Annotated in this window: 23 protein-coding genes; 8 read left to right on the top strand and 15 right to left on the bottom strand. The window is 69.1% G+C overall.

Annotated features, from left to right (window positions below):
• Positions 1–49 precede the first annotated feature (49 nt).
• Positions 50–1,810 carry a helicase HerA domain-containing protein gene (locus IEV64_RS10405; protein ID WP_188423823.1) on the top strand — a complete coding sequence of 587 codons (1,761 nt, stop codon included), beginning with the start codon at positions 50–52 and terminating at the stop codon, positions 1,808–1,810.
• A gap of 54 nt (positions 1,811–1,864) precedes the next feature.
• On the opposite strand, the gene tpiA is transcribed toward IEV64_RS10405, so the two are convergent.
• The 11 genes from tpiA to IEV64_RS10460 all read right to left on the bottom strand — a co-directional run bounded on the left by tpiA (position 1,865) and on the right by IEV64_RS10460 (position 10,811).
• On the bottom strand, positions 1,865–2,509 hold the full coding sequence (gene tpiA / locus IEV64_RS10410) for a triose-phosphate isomerase (RefSeq protein WP_004043637.1): 645 nt from the start codon (positions 2,507–2,509) through the stop codon (positions 1,865–1,867).
• A gap of 167 nt (positions 2,510–2,676) precedes the next feature.
• Positions 2,677–3,198 (bottom strand): multiprotein bridging factor aMBF1, encoded by a 522-nt coding sequence (locus IEV64_RS10415; protein WP_081909201.1) that lies wholly within the window; start codon positions 3,196–3,198, stop codon positions 2,677–2,679.
• Between the two features lie 75 nt (positions 3,199–3,273).
• Complete coding sequence (locus IEV64_RS10420) at positions 3,274–4,701, bottom strand: sensor histidine kinase (RefSeq protein WP_188423824.1); 1,428 nt, start codon at positions 4,699–4,701, stop codon at positions 3,274–3,276.
• Complete coding sequence (locus IEV64_RS10425) at positions 4,701–4,844, bottom strand: hypothetical protein (RefSeq protein WP_188423928.1); 144 nt, start codon at positions 4,842–4,844, stop codon at positions 4,701–4,703. Before IEV64_RS10425 ends, IEV64_RS10420 begins: the two co-directional genes overlap by 1 nt.
• Positions 4,845–5,140: 296 nt before the next feature.
• On the bottom strand, positions 5,141–5,743 hold the full coding sequence (locus IEV64_RS10430; RefSeq protein ID WP_007273592.1) for a CDP-alcohol phosphatidyltransferase family protein: 603 nt from the start codon (positions 5,741–5,743) through the stop codon (positions 5,141–5,143).
• The gene (locus tag IEV64_RS10435; protein WP_007273591.1) at positions 5,740–6,249 is read right to left on the bottom strand and encodes an adenylate kinase family protein; all 510 of its coding nucleotides are present in this window, start codon (positions 6,247–6,249) and stop codon (positions 5,740–5,742) included. Before IEV64_RS10435 ends, IEV64_RS10430 begins: the two co-directional genes overlap by 4 nt.
• The gene (gene hisC, locus IEV64_RS10440; RefSeq protein ID WP_188423825.1) at positions 6,246–7,331 is read right to left on the bottom strand and encodes a histidinol-phosphate transaminase; all 1,086 of its coding nucleotides are present in this window, start codon (positions 7,329–7,331) and stop codon (positions 6,246–6,248) included. Before hisC ends, IEV64_RS10435 begins: the two co-directional genes overlap by 4 nt.
• Positions 7,332–7,409: 78 nt before the next feature.
• Positions 7,410–8,990 (bottom strand): GMC family oxidoreductase, encoded by a 1,581-nt coding sequence (locus tag IEV64_RS10445; RefSeq protein WP_188423826.1) that lies wholly within the window; start codon positions 8,988–8,990, stop codon positions 7,410–7,412.
• Positions 8,983–9,600, bottom strand: coding sequence for a gluconate 2-dehydrogenase subunit 3 family protein (locus tag IEV64_RS10450; protein ID WP_188423827.1), 618 nt, complete (start codon positions 9,598–9,600; stop codon positions 8,983–8,985). The genes IEV64_RS10445 and IEV64_RS10450 overlap by 8 nt, the downstream gene beginning before the upstream one ends.
• A gap of 26 nt (positions 9,601–9,626) precedes the next feature.
• Positions 9,627–10,031: a DUF1648 domain-containing protein gene (locus IEV64_RS10455; protein WP_229722583.1), complete on the bottom strand. Its 405-nt coding sequence runs from the start codon at positions 10,029–10,031 to the stop codon at positions 9,627–9,629.
• A gap of 48 nt (positions 10,032–10,079) precedes the next feature.
• Positions 10,080–10,811, bottom strand: a complete 732-nt coding sequence (locus tag IEV64_RS10460) for a fumarylacetoacetate hydrolase family protein (protein ID WP_188423828.1) — start codon at positions 10,809–10,811, stop codon at positions 10,080–10,082.
• A gap of 330 nt (positions 10,812–11,141) precedes the next feature.
• On the opposite strand from IEV64_RS10460, the gene IEV64_RS10465 reads away from it, so the two are divergent.
• A complete protein-coding gene (locus IEV64_RS10465; RefSeq protein ID WP_004968057.1) occupies positions 11,142–11,858 on the top strand; it encodes a metal-dependent hydrolase in 717 nt (238 codons plus the stop codon).
• A gap of 104 nt (positions 11,859–11,962) precedes the next feature.
• A complete protein-coding gene (locus IEV64_RS10470; protein WP_007273585.1) occupies positions 11,963–12,361 on the top strand; it encodes an OsmC family protein in 399 nt (132 codons plus the stop codon).
• A gap of 101 nt (positions 12,362–12,462) precedes the next feature.
• Here the strand turns inward: IEV64_RS10470 and IEV64_RS19970 are convergent, their stop codons facing one another.
• The 3 genes from IEV64_RS19970 to IEV64_RS10480 all read right to left on the bottom strand — a co-directional run bounded on the left by IEV64_RS19970 (position 12,463) and on the right by IEV64_RS10480 (position 14,163).
• Complete coding sequence (locus IEV64_RS19970; RefSeq protein WP_004968055.1) at positions 12,463–12,597, bottom strand: hypothetical protein; 135 nt, start codon at positions 12,595–12,597, stop codon at positions 12,463–12,465.
• A 78-nt stretch (positions 12,598–12,675) separates the two neighbouring features.
• Complete coding sequence (locus tag IEV64_RS10475) at positions 12,676–13,272, bottom strand: DJ-1/PfpI family protein (RefSeq protein ID WP_004063616.1); 597 nt, start codon at positions 13,270–13,272, stop codon at positions 12,676–12,678.
• A gap of 108 nt (positions 13,273–13,380) precedes the next feature.
• Positions 13,381–14,163 carry an HAD-IIA family hydrolase gene (locus tag IEV64_RS10480; RefSeq protein WP_188423829.1) on the bottom strand — a complete coding sequence of 261 codons (783 nt, stop codon included), beginning with the start codon at positions 14,161–14,163 and terminating at the stop codon, positions 13,381–13,383.
• Between the two features lie 78 nt (positions 14,164–14,241).
• On the opposite strand from IEV64_RS10480, the gene IEV64_RS10485 reads away from it, so the two are divergent.
• From IEV64_RS10485 to IEV64_RS10505, 5 genes are all read left to right on the top strand, one after another.
• Positions 14,242–14,496: a hypothetical protein gene (locus IEV64_RS10485; protein ID WP_007273583.1), complete on the top strand. Its 255-nt coding sequence runs from the start codon at positions 14,242–14,244 to the stop codon at positions 14,494–14,496.
• 70 nt (positions 14,497–14,566) lie between these two features.
• A complete protein-coding gene (locus IEV64_RS10490; protein WP_007273582.1) occupies positions 14,567–15,352 on the top strand; it encodes a GTP cyclohydrolase III in 786 nt (261 codons plus the stop codon).
• A gap of 3 nt (positions 15,353–15,355) precedes the next feature.
• The gene (locus IEV64_RS10495; RefSeq protein WP_007273581.1) at positions 15,356–16,354 is read left to right on the top strand and encodes a zinc-binding dehydrogenase; all 999 of its coding nucleotides are present in this window, start codon (positions 15,356–15,358) and stop codon (positions 16,352–16,354) included.
• A gap of 6 nt (positions 16,355–16,360) precedes the next feature.
• Positions 16,361–16,738, top strand: a complete 378-nt coding sequence (locus IEV64_RS10500; RefSeq protein ID WP_007273580.1) for a 6-pyruvoyl trahydropterin synthase family protein — start codon at positions 16,361–16,363, stop codon at positions 16,736–16,738.
• 1 nt (position 16,739) lies between these two features.
• Positions 16,740–17,837, top strand: coding sequence for a glycosyltransferase family 4 protein (locus tag IEV64_RS10505; RefSeq protein ID WP_188423830.1), 1,098 nt, complete (start codon positions 16,740–16,742; stop codon positions 17,835–17,837).
• Here IEV64_RS10505 and IEV64_RS10510 read toward each other — a convergent pair.
• Entirely contained in the window at positions 17,834–19,138 is a 1,305-nt protein-coding gene (locus tag IEV64_RS10510) for an MFS transporter (protein ID WP_007273578.1), read from the bottom strand. The genes IEV64_RS10505 and IEV64_RS10510 overlap by 4 nt on opposite strands.
• Between the last annotated feature and the right edge of the window lie 10 nt (positions 19,139–19,148).

Below are 19,148 nucleotides of genomic sequence, written 5' to 3' on the forward strand. Positions count from 1 at the left end.
CGGGGCGAGGGGGAGGAACTATGGCGTCCGAGGGAGTCCACCAAACCGGATGACGGATTCGGAGACGGAAACCATCTCGGTCGCCGAGATCAGCGACGGTCCAGGGGGAGAGGGAACCGAAGAGCCGGGGACGACGGTCGACCTGCCGGTGGTGGATATCCTCACCGGCCGGGGGTTCGTCACGGGCAAGTCGGGGTCGGGCAAGTCGAACACGGCGTCGGTCATCATCGAGAACCTGCTGTCGGCGAACTTCCCGGTGCTCATCGTCGACACCGACGGCGAGTACTACGGGCTCAAACAGGAGTTCGAACTGCTCCACGCCGGGGCCGACGACGAGTGCGACATTCAGGTGAGCCCCGAGCACGCGGAGCGACTCGCCACGCTCGCGCTCGAACAGAACGTACCCATCATCCTCGACGTGTCCGGCTACCTCGACGACGCGGCCTCCGACGAACTGGTGACGGAGGTCGCAAAACACCTCTTCGCGAAGGAAAAGAAGCTCAAGAAGCCGTTTTTGATGCTCATCGAGGAGTGCCACGAGTACATCCCCGAGAAGGGCGGGATGGACGAGGCGGGCAAGATGCTCATCAAAATCGGAAAGCGCGGGCGAAAACACGGCCTCGGCGTCGTCGGCATCTCTCAGCGCCCCGCCGACGTGAAAAAGGACTTCATCACCCAGTGCGACTGGCTCGTCTGGCACCGCCTCACGTGGCGCAACGACACCAAGGTCGTCGGACGCATCCTCGGCTCGGAGTACGCCGACGCCATCGAGGACATGGGCAACGGCGAGGGCTTTCTCGTCACCGACTGGTCCGAGTCGATTCGGCGCGTGCAGTTCCACAAGAAACAGACGTTCGACGCGGGCGCGACGCCCGGCCTCGACGACTTCGAGCGCCCCGACCTGAAGTCCGTCGACGGCGACCTCGTGTCGGACCTCAAGGAGATATCCGACGAGAAGGCGAGACAGGAGAGCCGCATCGCCGACCTCAGACAGGAACTAGACAAGAAAGACGCGCGGATTCGACAGCTCGAACGCGAGTTAGAGGAGGCACAGGACCTCTCGCGGATGGCCGACCAGTTCGCGCAGGCGATGTTCCAGAAGGCCGAAGCGCCCTACCGCGGCGGCGGCGGCCGCAACCTCAATCGCCCCACGGAAAAGCAGGCCGCGCTCGGCGAGTACAACGAGCGTGCCGAGGGCGAGGCGGCAGACGCCGCGACCGACGGCGACGCCTACGACGGCGACGGCGGGACCGGGAACGCGGACGACGCGCCGCCCCGACAGCCGCTCGAAGCGCCCTCCGGGCCGCCGTGGCCGACCCACGGACTGCTCTCGGAACGCGACGATGCGGCGGCCGACGGCGCGACCACCGCCGACGCGGCGGCCGACCCGACCGACGACGAGTCGTGGCTGGCTGACGCCGAGATGGGCGACTTCGAGCCGGCGGAACTCCACCCCGCGCCGGGCGCGGAGAGCCGCCGCGACGTCGTCGACCGCATGACGGCCATCGTCGAGGCGCTGGGCGACGCCCACCACGGGATGCTCGCGCACTACCGCGAGCGCGGCGTCTCCGACCCGCTCGCCGCCCACGTCGCCGCCGGCGAGACCGGCGACCAGCACCTCGCCTACGGGCGAAATCGGTCGCTTCGCCGGGCGGGGTTCATCCGGCACGCCGGCCGCGGGAAATACGAGTACGCGCTCCCCGACCTCGTGAGCGACGAGTACGCGGACCTCTTGGACGAGGACGAACTCCGGGAGACGGTCGCGGCTATCGAGGCGTCGTTCGTCGAAGAAGAAGCCGACGGCGAGTAGACGCGAGACGCGACGCGGGCCGTCGGTCGGAGTCGGAGCGGTTTTTCGACGCGCTTACAGCCCGGAGACGAGGTCTTCGAGCGCCGCGCGCGGGTCGTCGGCCTTGGCGACGCCGGAGGCCAGCAGGATGCCGGACGCGCCGAGTTCCTCGGCGGTCACCACGTCGTCGCCGGTCGAGATGCCCGCGCCGCAGTAGACCTCGACGTCCTCGTCGACGTTGGCCGCGGCGTCGACGGCGTCGGTGACGATGCCGGGGTCGGCCGTCGCGACGGAGACGTCGCCGCCGATGAGTTCCGGCGGCTCGACGGCGACCGAGTCGGGGCCGAGCGCGGAGACCGCGCCGATTTGTGCGGGGTTGTTGGCGCAGACGCAGGTTTCGAGGCCCGCTCGCTCGGCGGCCTGTACGGAGCCGTCGATGTCGGCGAGCTTCAGGCGCTTTTCGGAGTGGTTGATGAGCGTGCCGACCGCGCCGGCCTCGGCGACGGCCTCGGCGAGGGTACTGCCGGTGTGGCTCCCGTGGCCGTTCGGGTCGACGTGCTGGGCCCACGTCTCGACGCCGGTGTCGGCGACGCGGGAGATGTCGGCCGCCTGCGGGGAGACGGCGATGCGGACGCCGGACGCCTCGGCCACGTCGCGCGCGGCGGTGGCGACTTCGATGGGGTCACACGGGTACGCCTTGAGGTTGACTAGGATGAACACAATCGAACTCGGGTCCGGCGAGACTAATAAATTGGTTTTCGGGGACGCGATTGCCACGAGACGGCGTCTCGCGGGCGGAAAATCGTGATGAATGGGGCGGGGACTCGGGCGCGTCGTTCCCGCGGCGGGTCGGCGGAATCGGCGTCGCCGTCGGTCGCCGGGTCGAGTCAGTCCTTACGCTTGACCACGTCGCCGAGGGTGGTCGTCGTGGAGCCGCCGCCGGACCACTCGGAGTCGTCGTCGCTCTCGCCTTCGACGAGCGAGATGTCGAGCTTGCGCTCGATTTTCTTCCGGACGGAGTCCGGCGGCATGATGTCGCCGCGTTCGAGCTTGCGGATGAGGCTCGCCTTCTCGTTGAGCGACTGGGCGAGCTCTTCTTGGCTCATTCCGCGGGACTCCCGTGCCTGCCGGATGCGGTCGTCGTAGTCGGTCGCGATTTCGTCCATGTCGTCGAACATGTCGCGGCGACGCCGCTTCGACGACGAGGAGGAAGACGACCCCGAGGAGCGAGAGGAGTTCGAGCCCGACGAGGAGGAGGTGGAGTACTTCGTGCTCGCGCTGGAAGTCGACTCGGTGCGGACCTCCGTGCCGAACTCGGCGCAGTCGTCACACAGCTGTAGTTCTGCGCCTTCGACCTTCACAGTCTTCAGAGAGGCTTGGTCGGAGCCGCACATCTCGCACTGAGGCATACACTCACGTACCCGCCCGCCGCGTATAAAAGGCACGCCACCGGCCACCGAATCTCCCGGGACGCGACGAGGTCGCTACCGACTCTCGTCCGCCAGCGGGAGCGTCAGTTCGACGGTGCTCCATCCGTCGCGCCGGTCGTAGTCGACCCGGCCGCCCGCGGACTCGACGACCCACTTGACGACCCACAGCCCCAGCCCGGAGCCGTGGCTGAGTTGCGTGATGTCCTCGTCGCCGAAGACGGCCGCCCACTCGATTTCGGGGATGCCGTCGCCGTCGTCGCTGACGCGGAGCGTCGCGTCGTTCTCGCACCGCTTCGCCTCGATGCGGACCGTCACGTCGTCGGGGGTGTGTTCCAGCGCGTTCTCCACGACGTTGGCGAGCGCCTGCGCGAGCTTCGGTCCGACTGACACCGGGAGCGACGGCGGGAGGTCGAGGTCGAACGTCGCGGCGGGGAACCGAGTCCGCCGCGGCTCGACGACGGCGCGGACCGTCTCGGTCGCGTCGACCACCTCGTCGGGCCGCTGGTCGTCGAGGACGGCGGCGGCGGTACGAGCCTTCTCGCTGACCCGCAGGAGGGTTTCGGTGTGCTGGGCGATTCGCACGGCCGCGTGGTCGACGCGCGGGTCCGTCGTCGCCTCGCGTATCTCTTCCGCCATGCCGAGGACGACGTTCATCTCGTTTCTGAGGTTGTGCCGGAGGACGCGCTGGAGCACCTGCAGGTGCTCTCTGGCCCGGCGCTGGCTGGTGATGTCGGAGTAGATGGAAAACCCGTACTGCTTCCCGTCGCCGCGGCTGTAGGGGATGCCGCGGTAGAGGAACTCCCGTCTGCCCCACGCGGTCTGCCGGGTGACGATGGCGTGGTTCGCCTTCCCGTCGGCCGTCCGCTGGTCGAAGTCGACCGCCTCGTCGTCCGCGTCCGGCGGGACGATGAAGTCGTTGAGCGACTCGCCGCGCACCTCGGCGGCGTCGTAGCCGAAGACGGTCTCGAACCCCGGATTGACCGCCCGCACGACCGGCTCGATGCCGACGATTTCGAACTCGATGACGGCGTCGTCGATGAGGTCGAACAGGTGGTCGAAGCGGTCGCGCTCGGTGTGTAGTCGCGCGGTCGTCGGCTCGGACGGCTCGCGACAGAGCGAGCCGACGACCCGCTCCGTATCGGAGCCGGGGGCGCGGCATCCGTCGCCCTCACCGCCGTCGTCACCTCCACCGCCGTCGCCCCCGGGATACGGGCTGAACTCGATTTCGACGTCGGCTTCGGCCTCGGTGGCTCGGGCCGCGGTCCCGCCGCTCCCCCCCGAGAGCCGACAGCGGCACCGATGATTCTCCCACCCGCTCGCCCTTCGCACGGCGTCGAGCGTCCCGCGAACGTCCGGCCAGTCGCCGTCGGCGACGAAGTCGGAAAGCGGTCGCCCCCGGAGCGCCGCGGCGTCCGCGCCGAGATGCGCCGCGAACTCGTCGCTCGCGTGAATTACGGTTCCCGCCGCGTCGAGGACGAACATCAGTCGACGAGCGTCGCGTACGGCGGTCGGTCCCGCGTTCGGAGTCGGCGGGTCGCCTCGGAGACGCCGGCCTGCGTCTCGGTCCCCTCGGTGCGTCTCGGGGTGGCCCCCGCGCTGAGGCCACCCTGTTCCGAGCACGTCACGGCCGCACACACCCCAGATTCAAAACTGAACATAACCGAAGCTGACTCTGGAATCGTAGCCGATTCAGACGACGTGTGGTGTAATTCAGAACCATTTGAAGATGGTAACCAGTGATAATTTCAATCATATAAATCTGGTTTAGCGGGCAACATCCACACGCAGGGCTGGGGGAGACTACCCGCTTGCGAGTGAACACGGTCTCTCGAAACGAATCAGCGGAAAGCGCAGACGCGACCGGTTCGAGGGATTAGAGGTCGGTCGGGTGGGCTCTGGTGGTCGAGTCGGGTGATTCCGATCAGGTCAGGTCGCCCCACGCGCCCCAGAACCGTTGGACTGCGGTGAGGTGGCCGACGACGGCGAAGAACACGAGGAGCCAGCCGACGAGCGTCAGTCCCCCGACCGCGTCGGGATAGACGGCGGCCGCGAGGCCGACGAGGCCCATGAGCGCCAGCCGGTCGGCGCGTCCGACGAGGCCGCCGTAGGCGCGCCCGAGGCCGACCGCCTGAATCTGCGTGCCGAGGTAGGAGGTCATGAGGACGCCCGTGACGGCCGCGAGGCCCAGCGCGAACGAGTCGATGCCGGCGGCGAGGCCGACGAGGACGACGATGTCGGCGTAGCGGTCGAGCACGTGGTCCAGCAGGTCGCCGGCCTTCGAGGAGACGCCCTGCTCGCGGGCGAGCGCGCCGTCCACGAGGTCGAGCCAGCCGTTACAGAAGACGAACACCGCGCCGAGACCGTACCAAAGCGGGTCGGCGAGGCCGAAGGCGACGCCGGCGGCGACGGCGAACCCGAACGCGACGACGCTCACGCCGTTCGGCGAGAGGCCGACCGCGTCGGCGACGGAGACGAACGGGGCGAGCAGTTTGTCGGCGGTGTCGCGGTACTGGTCGAGCGTCATAGATACTCGATGAAGTCGACGGTCCCCGCCGAGGGGTCGCGCTCGCCCGCGACGACCGCCGCGATGTCGCCGGCGACGGCGTCGGGGTCGCGGTCGGTCGTGTCGATTTCGTACACCGAATCCTCGCCGTGGAACTCGACGGCCTCGCCGAGAATCACGTCTAGCGCCTCGGACTCGCGGTTCTCGCGCGCTTTGGCCTCCGACTCGCCGCGGTCGAGGAGGCGCTGTTCGAGGATGTCGGGGCGACAGCGAAGCACGACCACGCGGTCGGCCTCGAAGTGGTGTGCGAGGTGGCTCTCGACGATGCCGTCCCAGTCGCCGAGTTCGTCGCGGGCGGCGTCGAGGTCGACGACGAGCGTGTCGCGGTCCTCGTCGCGCTCGGTCCAGAGGCCCTCGTCTTTGACGAGTCGGTTGAGGTGGACCACGTCGAGGTCGAGGTCGGCGGCGACGCGCTCTGTCGCCGTGGTCTTGCCGGTGCCGGGCGTGCCGGTGACGACGACTCTCACGCCGGCGGCACCTCCGAGACGACGCGGTTGAGCACGTCCACGGCGCGCTTCGTCTGGGCTTCGGTGCCGCAGGAGACGCGGATGCACCCCGGCAGGCCGAAGCTCCCGCAGTCGCGGACGATGACGCCCTCGCGCTGGGCGGCCTCGGTGACGGCGGTGGCGTCGCCGACCTCGACGAGGACGAAGTTGCCCTCGCTTTCCCACGTCGGCGCGTCGAGGTGTTCGCGGAGGTACGCGCGGGACCACCGGGCCGACTCGACGGACTTCTCGACGTGTGCCTCGTCGCCGAGCGCGGCGAGCGCGGCGCGGCAGGCGACCTCGCTGGCGGCGAACGGCGTGTTCACGCGGGCGTAGGCGTCGGCCCACGCCTCGGGCACGCAGGCGTAGCCGATGCGGAGGCCGGCCAGCCCGTACGCCTTCGAGAACGTCCGCAGGACCGCGACGTTGTCGTACTCCGAGAGGAGGTCGATGGCCGACGGCTCCTCGGCGAACTCGCCGTAGGCCTCGTCGACGACGAGGAGCGTGTGGTCCTCGACGGACTCGGCGAGTTCGACGAGTTCGTCCCGCGGGAGCACGGAGCCCGTCGGGTTGTGCGGCGTCGTGAGGTAGACCATGCGCTCGCCGTCGTAGGCGTCGAGGACGCGGTCGGCGGTCTGCTCGAAGCCGTCGCCCTTCGACACCTCGTACTGGACGGCGTCGCCGTGGTGGTAGCGGGCGCTCATCGAGTAGTACGAAAAGCCGGGCGCGGGTTCGAGAATCCGGTCGTCCGGTTCGAGCATCGCGCGGGTCAGGTAGTCGATAGAGCCGTCCGCGCCGGGCGACACCCACACCTGTTCGGGCGCGAGGCCCCACTTCTCGGCGAGGCGCTCGGTCAGGTCCGTGTGGGCGGTCTTCGGGTAGACGCTCACGGTCGGCGCGGCGTCTTCGATGGCGGCGACCGCCTTCGGGCTCGGGCCGTGGGGGTTCTCGTTCGAGGAGAGTTTCGTCAGGTCCTCGGGGTCCATCCCGAGTTCGCGGGCGACCTCCTCTGTCCCGCGGCCGGGTACGTAGGGAGCGTGCGCGGAGAGGTCCCGTGGTTGCATGGTCGGAAAATGCGGGTCGCGGTTCTTAAGCGTGCGTACTCCGGGTCGCCGCAGACCGAAAGGACGCGCCGACAGCCGTCATCCGAGTTCCGCCCGAAGCGACTCGGCGAGCCGGAGGGAGAGCGCCGCGATGGTGAGCGTCGGGTTCATCGCGCCGCCGGTCGGGAAGACGCTCGACCCCGAAATCCAGAGGTTGCCGAGGTCGTGCGCGCGGCACTCGGCGTCCACGACGCTCGATTCGGGGTCGTCGCCCATCCGCGTCGTCCCCATGTGGTGGTACGCGGGGCCGGTCTCGTCGGAGCCGACGGTCCAGCGGTCCTCGACGCCGAGTTCGTCCAGCACCCGCGTCTGAATCTCGTTGGCCCGCGAGAGCGCGGCCCTCGTCCGCTCGCCGACCGACCAGTGTATCTCGGGGACGGGGTCGCCGAGGTCGTCGGTCGTCTCGGGGTCGAGGCCGACGTAGTTGTCCTCGCGGGGGAGCTGTTCGACCAGCGCGCCCATCGAGACGTGCGTGCCGTAGCGCTCGTCCAACTGGTCGCGCAGGTCGTCGCCCCACGTGTCGGCGTGGAGGGCGTCGATGACCGGCGACGGGCCGGCGTAGTTGAGAAACTCCAGTTTGAGGCCGTTGACCGGGTCGGCGTCGTCGTAGAACTGGTGGCACTCGCTCGTGTTGAAGCCGACGTGGTTCTGCCGCGTGGGCCGGTCGAGGCGGCCGCCCGCCCCGGCGAACAGGTGGTCCATGAAGTACCGTCCGACCGCCCCCGAGGAGTTGGCGAGGCCGTCGGGATAGCGGTCGGAGTCGGACAGCAGGAGCAGTCTGACGTTCTCGACGCCGCCGCAGGCGAGGACGAACTGGGTCGCCGTCTGCCTGTGGGTCTCGCCGTCGGGCGTCGTGTACGCCGCGGCGACGACGCGCTCGCCGGCCGCGTCGTGTTCGAGTCGCCGGACCCGCGCCCGGTCGATGACCCGCGCGCCGGCGGCTTCGGCCTTCTCGACGTGGGACTCGGCGGTGTACTTCGCGCCGGAGGGACACACCGGCTTGCACGTCCCGTAGCCGACGCAGGGCGACCGGCCGTCGTAGGGTTCGGAGTTGCGGGCGTTGCCCACCGAGTGCATGTCGATGCCGAGGCGTTCGCAGGCCTCGGCGAAGATGGAGTCCGAGTGCGACGGCCGGAAGGCGGGAAGCGGATAGGGCTCGTCCCGCGGCGGCGCGTAGGGGTTGTCGGCCGCGCCGGCGACGCCCAACTCGCGCTCCGCGGCGGCGTAGTACGGCCGGAGGTCGTCGTAGCCGATGGGCCAGTCCGCCCCGACGCCGTGTCTGGCGTCGAGTTCGAAGTCGCGCTCGTGGAGGCGCATCACCATCCCCTGCCAGTGGAGCGTCGTCCCGCCGACGCCCTTCACGCGGGCGGCGTTCAGCGGGTAGAACGACTCGCCGGAGGAGGAAAACGCGTCCCGCGGGCCGCCCATCTCCCACGGCCCGCCGAGGCCGGGGCGGATGTGCCGTTCCAGTTGCTCCCGCCTGTCGCCGTCGAACCGCGGCCCGGCTTCGAGGACGACGACCGACGCCCCCGACTCGGCGAGTCGATGGGCCACGATGCCGCCGGCCGGGCCGGCACCGACGATACACACGTCGGCGTCTGAGACGGGGGTTCTATCCATCGCTCTCACCGCCGGAGTCGGTTGCCTCGCCCCCGTCCATCGTCGCCCGCCGGTAGCTCTCGGTTCCGCCGGGGTGGCCGATGGGGTTCTCGATGCCGACGAGGCGGCCGCCGGTCGGCGAGGCGTAGAAGGCGTACAGCAGTTCGTTCACGACGTGAAACCGGAGGCGCTCCGAGAGCGTCCCGTCCGGAACCGGGTCGGCGGTGTTGACGCCGAGTTCGCGCAGGAGGCGGTCGCGGTCGCCCGCCGGCAGGTCGGCGAAGGCCGCGTTCTCCCAGTCGTGGGCCACGCCGTCTAACTCGGCCACGGCGTCGACCATCGCATCCCGGCGCGCGTCGTCGCGGGCGCGGCCGACGACGTAGGTCTCGACGAACTCGGGTATTCCTTCGACGGCGCTCGGGTAGACCACCTCGCCGGCGGCGACCATCGTCTCGCGCACCGCGGTCGGTGGGGTGTCACCGTCGCCGTCACCACCGCGCTCGCCGCCCGAACCGCGCCCCTCACCGGTCGAATCGGCGGTCGACGGGTCGAACTGCGTCAGCGAGACAGCCCCGGCGGTGACGCCGAGACCGGCGAGCACGGCCAGCGCGTCCCGTCGGGTCAGTCGCATTCGACGGGGATTAGGCCAGCCTAATCTTAGGCCTTGTCCTCTCGGCCCGCGCGGTCGAGGACGACGGCGACGACGCCGAACGTGACGACGGCGGGGACGACCGCGACGAGCATATCGAACCGCGCGCCGAGGTTGTACGCGAGGACGAGCGCCTGCACGTACGCGAGGAACGTCGCCAGTACCGAGTCGAAGACGGGCGGGACGCTATTTCCGATGGCTGTCGCCCCGGCGAACCGGGTGACGAGGAGCGCGCCGATGCCGATGGTCGGGACCAGAAGCACGCCGAGCGGGGCGGCGACGAAGGAGTCGGGGTCGCCGCCGCCGAAATGAATCGCGACCGAGGAGGGAAGCACGGGAAGGAGAACGACGCCCGCGACGGCGCTGAGCGCGAGTATCGCGACGCCGACGAGTGTCAACCGAGGGGCGCGCATACGGCCGGGTTGTGACTCGGCGATGAAAAAACGCGCTGACGGTCGCGCTCAGTCCTGTCGCACGTCGTGTTCGAGGACGCCGACGCCCTCGACTTCGACTTCGACGTGGTCGCCGTCTTCCAGCGGGCCGACGCCCTCGGGCGTCCCCGTCGAGATGACGTCGCCGGCTTCGAGCGTCATGTAGGTCGTGATTTCGGGGACGAGGTCGGGAATCGAGAAGATGAGGTGTTCGATGCTGGAGTCCTGTCGCGTCTCGCCGTTCACGCGAAGCGAGATGCTCGCGTCGTCGGGGAGGTGGTCGGGGTCGGCGAGGACCGGCCCGAGCGGGGCGGAGCCGTCGAACGCCTTCCCGCGGACCCAGTTCGTCTCGATGTCCTGGTCGTCGCGGTTGGACACGTCGTTCATGACGGTGTAGCCCGCGATGACGTCCTCGGCGTCCTCGGGCGCGACGTTCCGGCACTGCTCGCCGATGACGACCGCGAGTTCGGCCTCGTGTTCGACGTTCTCTTTGCCCGCGGGGAGCGTCACGGTGTCGCCGTGGCCGGCGACCGCGTTCGGCGGCTTGAGGAACAAAAGCGGCCGGTCGGGGACCTCCTCGTCGCGCTCCTCGGCGTGCTTGGCGTAGTTGCGGCCGATACAGACGATTTTCGACGGCTCGCACGGGGGGAGCACGTCGACCTCGTCGAGGTCGTAGCCCTCGCCGCCGAACGAGACGGAATCGCCGTGCCATTCACCGGTTCGCACTGCGCCCGCGGGGTCGCGGAATCGAACGTGATGCATGCCCCACGCCTCGGTGGGGGGCGTGATAGGCTTTTACATCGCGCGAGACAGCCAGTGACGTGCGACGTTCTTGCACGATTCTCATCGCTTTTGTAGTCGTGGGATGACGGACCTGTATCGGCCGCCCCGGACAGTTCGTTCGAGTGGACTCCGGCGGCCGATTCTGCTGTCGAACTCGACGCGAGAGCGGCGGGGCCGTCTCGCCGACCGTCGCCGCGAAACATCCGGCGAGCCTCGCCGCGACCCGCCGACGAGCGCGCCCGCCGAAAAGCGGTCACACCGCCCCCTGCGAATAGCTTTTTGTGTATTTCGCGTGTAGTTTCGGGCGCTATGGAACTCACCTGGCACGGTCACTCGACGTGGTACGTCACGGTCGGAGACACCTCGCTTCTCATCGACCCCTTTTTCGACAACCCCGCCACGTCTCTCGACCCGAGCGACGTGGAGACGCCGGACTACGTGCTTCTCACCCACGGGCACGCGGACCACATCGCCCACGCAGGCGAGTTCGACGGCGCGACGGTCGTCGGCACGCCCGAACTCACCGGCTACGTCGAAGCCGAGATGGGCGTCGACGACACCATCGGGATGAACATCGGCGGGACGGTCGAACTCGGCGACGCGTTCGTCACGATGGTCCGCGCCGACCACACGAACGGCATCAACACCGGCTACGAGCACGAGGCCGGCATGCCGGGCGGCTACATGATCAGCGACACGGTGCCGACACAGGAGTCCGACGCCGACTCCACGACGTTCTACCACGCCGGCGACACGGGGCTCATGACCGACATGCGCGAGATTTTCGGCGCGTACTTCGAACCCGACGCGGCCGCGCTCCCGGTCGGCGACCACTACACGATGGGCCCGTGGCAGGGCGCAATCGCCGCCGACTGGCTCGACGTCGACCACGTGTTCCCGATGCACTACAACACGTTCCCGGCCATCGAAATCGACGTGCGCGACTTCGAGCGCGAGGTCAAGGCCGCCGGCAGTCACGCCGAGGTCCACGCCCTCGACGGCGACGAGTCGTTCACGCTCGAATAACCCCGCGCCCCGGTCGGCGGCGACCCGTTTTGGGGTCGGCGCTTGTGCACACCGTTGTCCTATTGAGGAACTTTTAGGGTCGGTCGCTCCTTCCTTCGGAGTGAATGTCCGACATCCAGACCTCTACTGTCAGCGAGGAAGGTTTCGCATGCACGAGCCAGGTCGGCGACTTCGACCTCCAGATCGACGCCACCGACGAGACGGGACCGAACCCGAACGCCGCGCTCGTCGCGACGTACGCCTCCTGTTTCCTCCCCGCGTTCCGCGTCGGCGGTCAGAAGACGGGCTTCGACGACCTCGGTAAGGTCCAGATCGACGCCGACGCCGACCTCGACGACGGCGACGACCTCACGAGCATCAGCTTCGACGTCTACGTGGAGTCCGACCTCTCGGACGACGAGTTCGCCGAAATCGCGGAACTCGCCGAGGACATCTGCCACGTCCACGACGCGCTCCGCGACGAGCTTCAGGCCGACGTGACCGTCGTCGGCGACGCGTTCTAAGCGTCGCTCGCGGCCCGCGCCGACACGCACTCGCATTCTTTCGCAGAAATCGAAGGCCGCCAGCGACGGGTGTCGCGGCGGACTCGGGGCCGCCCCGCCGGTCAGTAGCGGCGCTTCTTATAGCTTCGAAGACTCATAGCCTCGCCTTCCACGATGATAACCTCGCGGTCTTGGGGGTCCGATTCGACGACGTCGTCGACCTGTTCGCGGAAGTACGGGCTGTTCGGCTCTTCCATACCACTCCCTTCGTCGCCCCTAATAAAAATCTTTGTCAGACATTCTCACACGCGATATCGTGTGAGCGTCGCGCCGAATCAGTCGTCCGCGGCCGCCGCGGCCGGTTCGTGGCTGATTTCGGTGCCGAGCACGTCGAGGAACGCCGCCAGCCACTCGGGGTGGTCCGGCCACGCCTGTCCGGTGACGAGGTTGCCGTCGACGGTCACCTCGTCGACCCACGAACAGCCCGCGCGCTCGACTTCCGCGCGGACGGCGGGGTAGGCGGTCATCTCGTAGCCGTCGAGGACGCCCGCGGCGGCGAGAATCTGCGGGCCGTGGCAGATTGCGGCGACCGGCTTGCCCTCGTCGAAGAAGTGCCGGACGGCGTCCAGCACCTCGTCGTAGCCGCGGAGATACTCCGGCGCGCGGCCGCCGGGGACGACAAGCGCGTCGTAGTCCGCGGGGTCGATATCGGCGAACGTCGCGTTCAGCGCGAAGTCGTGGCCGCGGGTCTCCAGATACGTCTGGTCGCCGCGGAAGTCGTGGACGGCGGTCTTACACCGGTCGCCGTCCTCCTTTTCGGGGCACACCGCGTGGACCTCGTGACCCACCATCTGGAGCGCCTGAAACGGTACCATAATCTCGTAGTCCTCGACGAAGTCGCCGGCGAGGAGCAGAATCTTCTTTCCGGACATGGGCATCACCCAGTCGGTAGTTGTCGCGTCAGAACGATAACGATTGTGCAGGTGGGGATGGCGGCGGCCCGAAAGTCGAGGTTCGGCCACTCTCACGGCCGACCCGAGCTATTCCGAGACGATGCGCCCGATGTCGCCGAGGTCGTCGAGGACGTGGTCGGGTTCGTACTCGCTCGCCGCGAGCGTCGCGTCGTCGGTCACGCCGGTTCGGACGAGCGCGGTGCCCATGCCCGCGTCGAGGCCGAACGCGATGTCGGTGTCGAGGCGGTCGCCGACGATGAGCACCTCCTCGGGCGGCAGGTCGAGCCTGTCGAGGACGTACTCCTGTGCGACCCGCGAGGGCTTGCCGAGAATCGCGTCGGGGTCGCGCTCGGCGACGCCCGCGACGGCGTTGATAATCGCGCCCGACCCGGGGATGTCGCCGTCGGCGGTCGGGATGATGACGTCGGGGTCGGTGCCGTAGAAGGCGGCCCCGCCGCGGAGCGCGCGGTTGGCGTCGCTGAGGTCGTTGTAGTGGAACTCGCGGTCGATGGCGACGACGACGACCGCGGGGTCGTCGCCGGGGCCGACGAGTTCGAGGCCGGCGTCGCGGAGTTGGTCGCGGAAGCCCGCCTCGCCGATGGCGAACGTCCGCGCGCCGGGATGCCGGTCGGCGAGGTACGCCGTCGTCGTCGTGCCGGAGGTGACCACCTCGTCGGCGGTCGCCTCGATGCCTGCCCGGCGGAGCCGCGCCTCGTAGGCGACGGGCGCTTTCGTCGGGTTGTTCGAGACGAACAGTCGGTCGAGTCCGGCGGCGTCGACGGCGGCGAGCCCGTCGAGCGCGCCCGGAATCGCTTCGTCACCGCGGACGACGGTTCCGTCGACGTCGAAGACGACACCTCGGTAGTCCATCGTCCTCGATAGGGAGTCGGTGCTGTTGAACGTTCGCCCGAGAGAACCATTATGTTCGTTGGTGACATATGTCGTCGCATGGATGTCTCTTCGAAGCGATTGACCGGGTGGCTTCGCGGCCCGGCGACCGGCAACAGCGCCGTCGGCGTCTACGGGCTCGTGACCGCGATGGTCGCGGTGTTTCTGACCTTCTCCATCGTGGCCACGGTCTCCGTCGTCGTCCCGCTGTTGTCGACGACGGCTATCGCCCTCCTGTCGGTCGGCGTGTGGCTGGTGACGTGGGCGGTGCTCGACGTGGTCGCCAGCCGGACGATTCGGGAGTCGGGGGGCTGAGCGGCTCGGGGTTGCGGCGGAACCGTCACAGAACCAAAGACCAATATGCGCGTCGCCCTACTCGTCTACCGTGACGAACACGCAGTTGACACTCGTCCAAATCGACAACTACGGGCCGTGGACGGTCACTCCGGACCCGCGGCGGGAGATGGACCTCCAGACGCTCCAGTCGCGGCTCTTCGCCGACTTGGCCCAGTTCGTCGGCTCTCGCGACGGGTACGCGTTTTTCACCCGGTTCGACAACATGGTCGCGGTCACGAACGGGCTCGACCGCGACGACCACGAACTGTTGCAGGAGTCTATCGCGAACCGCTATCCCGTGACGCTCAGTCTCGGCATCGGCGTCGACCGGTCGCCCGCGGTGGCGCTCGAACGCGCCACCGACCGCATCCAGCGCGTCGGGAGCGCACAGGACGGCGACCGCCGCGAAGTCCTCTCCGGTGAGACCCTCCCAGAGGCCGACCGCTCGGACACCGACCTCCAAATCGCGCACTTCGACGTGAACGACGCGACGGGCAAGTACACCGACCGCCTCAACGAGTTCGACACGTTCATCCACATCGAACAGGGCTACGCGTCGCTCATGCGCCACCTGCGGGAGGAACACGGCGCGCTGTCGTTCTTCGTCGGCGGCGACAACATCATCTCGGTCACGCCCGACCTCACGGAAGACCAGTACCGCGACGCCATCGACCACGTCGAGGCCGAGGCGGACGTGGAACTCAAAGTCGGCGTCGGCACGGCGTCGAACGCCCACGAGGCCGGCTTCGCGGCGAAGCACGCGCTCGAAGACTGCCGCCACCGCGGCACGACCGTCGAGTTCGCCGACGCCGCCGTCGAGACCGCAGACGACTGAGCGATGGAGGGTCGCGCGGTCTACTTCGTGGCCCCCGAACGCGTCGAGGTCCGCGACCGCGACGTGCCCGCCCCCGGCCCCGGCGAGGTCCGCGTCCGCACGCTGACCTCCGCCGTGAGCTCCGGGACCGAGCGGCTCGTCTACCGCGGCGAGGCCCCGACCGACCTCGACGCCGACGAGTCAATCGCGGCGCTCGACGGCGACCTCTCGTTTCCGCTCCGCTACGGCTACGCCGCCGTCGGCGAAATCGAGGCCGTCGGCGACGACGTGCCCGACTCGCGGCTCGGGAGCCGCGTCTTCGCGTTCAACCCCCACGAGAGCCGCTTTCTCGCCGCTCCCTCGGAACTCATCTCCGTCCCCGACGGCGTGACCGACGAGCGCGCCGCGCTGTTGCCGACGATGGAGACCGCGCTCAACTTCGTGATGGACGGCCGGCCGCTCATCGGCGAGCACGTCGTCGTCTTCGGACAGGGCGTCGTCGGCCTCGTGACCACCGCGCTCCTCGCACAGTTCCCGCTCGGGAGCCTGACCGCGGTCGACTGCGTTGCCGAGCGCCGGGCCATCGCCGAGGGGCTCGGCGCCGACGAGGCGGTCCACCCCGAGTCGCTTGACGCCCCCGCCGACGGGGCCGACCTGACGCTCGAACTCTCGGGCGACCCCGACGCGCTCGACGACGCGCTGTCGGTGACGCGGTACGACGGCCGGGTCGTCGTCGGGTCGTGGTACGGCACGAAGCCCGCCACGCTCGACCTCGGCGGGCGGTTCCACCGCTCGCGCATCAGCGTCGAGAGCAGTCAGGTCAGCACCATCGACCCCGACCTCCGGGGGCGCTGGGACGCCGACCGCCGCTTTTCGTTGGCGTGGGACCACCTCGAAGACCTCCCGCTGGACCCCCTCGTGACCCACCGAATCGACGTCGATGCCGCCGCGCGCGCTTACCGACTCCTCGAAGACGCCCCCGACGAGGCCGTCCAAATCCTCTTTACCTACCGGAACTGTTGACAGTTCATGTACCGCGTCTCGGTTCGCAGGGACCTCATCGCCCAGCACTACCTGACGGTTCCGAACCCCGGCCCGGAGGGTGAGTTGCACTCTCACGCGTTCACCGTCGAGGTCGAACTCTCGGGCCCGGAGCTCGACGAGTACGGCTACCTCGTCGACATCGACGACGTGAAGGCCGCGCTGGACGCGACGCTGTCCCGCTACCGCGACGAGACGATGAACGAACTCGTGGAGTTCGCCGGGCAGAACCCGAGCGTCGAGCGCTTCGCGCGCGAGGTGTGCGAGCGATTCGTCGAGGCGGCCTCGCTCGACGCCCCCGAACACGTCTCCGTCCGCGTCTGGGAGGACGACGTGGCGAGCGCGACCTACGAGACCCCGCTCTGACGTGCGAGTCGCCCTCGTCGTCTACGGCCCGCTCGACGGCCGCTCCGGCGGCTATCGCTACGACACCGAACTCGTCCGCGGGCTCCGCGCCGCCGGCGACGACGTGACGGTCGTCTCGCTCCCCGAGCGGCCGTACCGAAAGCGGCTCCGAGACAATCTCACCGCCGTCCGCCGCCTCCGCGACCTCGACGCGGACGTGCTCTTGCAGGACGAACTGTGTCACCCCTCGCTCGTCGGCCCGAACGCCCTGCTCGCCGACGACGTTCCGGTCGTCTCGGTCGTCCACCACCTCAGCTCGCTGGAGCCGTTGTGGGCGTGGCGACGACGCGCCCGCCGCGCGGTCGAGCGTCGCTACCTCCGTTCTGCGGACGCGTTCGTGTTCAACAGCGAAACGACGAAACGGACGGTCGCGGCCGTCACCGACCCCGACCCGAGCGTCGTGGCGTACCCGGCCGGCGACCGCTTTTCGTCGTTCGGCGCTCCCCTCGGCGCCGACGAGATACGGGCGCGCGCCGCCGACGGGGCGCTCCGAATCGTCACGGTCTGCAACCTCGAACCGCGGAAGAACGTCGACGGCCTGCTCCGCGGCCTCGCCCGCGTTCGCGGCGACTGGGAGCTAACGGTCGTCGGCGCGGCGGTCGACGCCGACTACGCCGACTCCCTTTCCGACCTCGCGGTCGACCGCGACATCGACGACCGCGTGACGTTCGCGGGCCGGCTCTCGGACGCCGACCTCGCGGCGGCGCTCCGGGCGTCGCACCTGTTCGCGCTCCCCTCGCACTACGAGGGGTTCGGCATCGCCACGGTCGAGGCGATGGGGTTCGGCCTCCCGGCGCTCGTCTCGTCGGCCGGCGGCGCGAGCGAACTCGTCACCCACCGCGAAAACGGCTTTCTCGTCGACCCGACCGACTCGGCCGAAATCACCGACGCCGTGTCGCCGCTGTGTCGGAATCGCCGGCGACTGCAGTCGCTGTCGCTTTCGGCGCGCGACCGATTCCTCGCGCATCCGACGTGGGACGAGACGGCGGCGGCGATTCGGTCATTCCTGTGCGATATCGTTGGGGATGCAGACGCGGCGTCGCACCCGAACCGCGATTAGCCGCCGGCGGGCGCGGGACTGCCACCGCCGCCACCGCCGTCGGCATCGACGGTTTCTCCCACCTGCGTGTAGACGAGGAGGAGTCCGACCGCGCCGAGCGCCGTCGCGGCCACGAAGGGGACCGCGAAGCCGAAGCCGACGAGGACGCCCGAAAACAGCGCGCCGATGGCGACGCCGAGGCCGAACCCCATCGTGAGAATCGAGAGCGTCGACCCCGACTGCCCCGCCTTGGCGAGGTCGCCCGCGAGGGCGAGCGAGGGGGCGAAGACGGCCGCGACCGCGACGCCCTGCAGGAACCGCGCGAGAATCATCAGCCCCGGCGTTTGGACGAACCCCTGTGCGAGCGTCGTCGGCAACAGGAGGACGAAGCCGCCGACGAGGAACGGTCGCCGCCCGTAGCGGTCGCTCAGCCGGCCGATTGGGTACTGGAAGACCACGTTGGCGAGGACGGTCGCGCCGAACTGCACCGAAAACAGGAACGTCCCCTGGTCGAGGCGCTCGTTGATGACGTTGGCCAGCGGGGCGTACATGGCGATGCTCAGCGCCATCACAACGGTCGCGACGCCGAGGGCGAACACCGGGTCGAGGCCGGACCCGTCTGGGTTCCGCACCGAAAGCGAGATGTCGTCGGCCGCCTCGCTGTCGGTCCGTTCGGGGTCCTCGATGAGCAGTACGATGAGGACGAAGCTGACCGCCGCGCCGACGACGGCGACGAGGAACGCGGCGTCGAAGCCGGAGAGCTCGACGCCGGCGAGCGAGTAGGGGCCGGCGGTGACGACCCCGCCGGCGACGAGCGGGCCGGTCCCGAAGCCGAGCAGTCGGAAGGTGTTGAACAGCCCGAAGTTGCCGCCGCGTTCGTCCTCGCCGGAGAGTTCGTTCACGAGCGCCACCGTGACCGGGATGGTGAACGCCGCGCCGATGCCCTGCAACGCGCGCATGACGAGTATCGAGCCGTAGTCCGTGAACACGAGGTAGCCGGCGCTCCCGACGGCGACGAGCGCGAGGCCGGTCAGGAGAAAGACCCGCCGGCGTCCCGTCCGGTCAGACAGAGACCCCGTGAACGGCTGGCTCAAGCTGTTGAGAAAGCCGAAAAGCGAGAGCACGATTCCGATGAGGAGTTCGGTCGAGAGGGGCACCCCAACGGGACCGAGAGAGAGCGTCGTCCCGACGAACGACGGCATCGACACCAGTTGGCTCCCGATGTACAACGGGAGGACGACGACCAGAAACGAGTTGGCGAGGGCGTCGACCATCCGAGCCAACGCGAGCGCGAGAATCCGCGTGTCGACGTTCGGACGCATCGTCGCCCGC

Source organism: Haloferax sulfurifontis, assembly GCF_014635105.1.
Taxonomy (GTDB): Archaea; Halobacteriota; Halobacteria; order Halobacteriales; family Haloferacaceae; genus Haloferax; species Haloferax denitrificans.